The 1502-nt window shown below is 70.1% G+C and carries 1 protein-coding gene; it reads left to right on the top strand.

From position 1 onward, the window contains the following. Nucleotides 1-177 precede the first annotated feature (177 nt). On the top strand, nucleotides 178-1467 hold the full coding sequence (locus AXW62_RS39655; protein WP_252368901.1) for an IS4 family transposase: 1290 nt from the start codon (nucleotides 178-180) through the stop codon (nucleotides 1465-1467). The last annotated feature ends 35 nt before the right edge of the window (nucleotides 1468-1502 follow it).

The raw sequence follows: 1502 nt of genomic DNA, 5'->3' as shown, positions 1-1502 counted from the left end.
CAACGCCGTTCAGTTAAGGGTGGGGGTTGTTCGTCAAGGCCGGTGAACGGGGCAGCGGAGCTGCTGTAGAAGAGGTTTGTCCTCCAAGACATCCTCACCACAGGAGCTCCGCTGTTGGAACAGGCTGCCATAACAGGGCCGGTCGGGGTAGCAGCCGGTGTGTTCGCGCCAGGGCATATGGGCGAGCTGACCCGGATCGTGCCGTTCGAGATGGTCGACGAGGTGCTGGCACAAACCGGTGCGGTGCAGCGCAGGGTCCGGCTGGTGCCGGCGCGGGTCACGGTCTACCTGCTGCTGGCAGGAGCGCTGTTCACCGGGCTGGGCTACCGGCAGATCTTCGACCGGCTGTGTGCCGGGCTGGCGGGCCTGGCACTGATCCGGCCCAGCGGCAGCGCGTTGCGCCAGGCCCGTCAGCGGCTGGGACCGGCACCGATGAAAGCGTTGTTCGACCTGGTGAGGGGGCCTGTGGCCACGACCGCTGCCGCGGGGTGGTGGCGGGGTTTGAGGCTGGTCGCGGTCGACGGCACGTTGCTATCGGTCCCGGACAGCCCGGCCAACCTCGCGGTGTTCACCCGGCAGCGGCTCGGCAACGGGATCTCGGGCTACCCGCAACTGCGTCTGGCCGCGCTGGTGGCCTGCGGGACCCGGTCGGTGGTCGGGGCCGTGTTCGGCCCAGCCGCCACCGGTGAGCTGGAGTACGCCCGCCGCCTGGCGGTGGATCTACGGGCCGGGATGCTGCTGCTGGGCGACCGGAACTTCGCCGCCGCCGCACTGCTGAACCACTGGGCCGCCACCGGCGCGGACCTGCTGGTGCGCTGCAAATCCGGCCGCAGCCTGCCCGCGGTGGCCCGCTGCAGGGACGGTTCGACACTGGCCCGGCTCGGAGCGCTGACCGTGCGCGTGATCGACGCGGAGGTCGGCATCGTCACCTCCCGGGGCACCCGCACCGGCCATTACCGGCTGCTGACCACCCTCACCAACCCGTCGACGCACCCGGCCGGCGAACTCGTCCGGCTCTACCACGAGCGCTGGGAGATCGAGACGGCTTACGCCGAGCTGAAGTCCACGATCCTGGGCGGGCGGGTCCTGCGGGCCCGCACCCCGGCCGGTATCGAGCAGGAGGTCTGGGCACTGCTGGTGGCCTACCAGGCACTGCGGACCGCGATGACGGACGCCACCGACAGTGTCCCGGGCACCGACCCGGACCGGGCCGGATTCACCACCGCCCTCGCCGCCGCACGCGACCAGCTCGTCCTGGCCGCCGGCATCATCACCGGCACCGTGACCGACCTGGTCGGAGCCATCGGCCGCCACGTGCTGGCCCACCTCCTGCCCGCCCGGCGGATCCGCACCAAAGACCGCATCGTCAAGCGAGCGATCTCCAAATACAACGCACGCGGACCCACCATCGACCGGACCACCTACAAAGCCACCATCAACATCACCATGCTCACGAGCAGCCCTTGACACCCCCAGCCCCACCCTTAACTGAACGGCGTTGG

This window comes from Streptomyces hygroscopicus subsp. hygroscopicus, assembly GCF_001553455.1.
In the GTDB taxonomy this organism is placed as follows: domain Bacteria; phylum Actinomycetota; class Actinomycetes; order Streptomycetales; family Streptomycetaceae; genus Streptomyces; species Streptomyces hygroscopicus.
The sequence above is the reverse complement of the archived record's forward strand: the minus strand, read 5'-3'. Positions and strand labels throughout refer to the sequence as shown.

What these genes read in the sequence shown, in the direction of transcription:
- AXW62_RS39655 (WP_252368901.1), top strand. Translation starts at nt 178, where the DNA reads ATGGGCGAGCTGACCCGGATCGTGCCGTTCGAGATGGTCGACGAGGTG.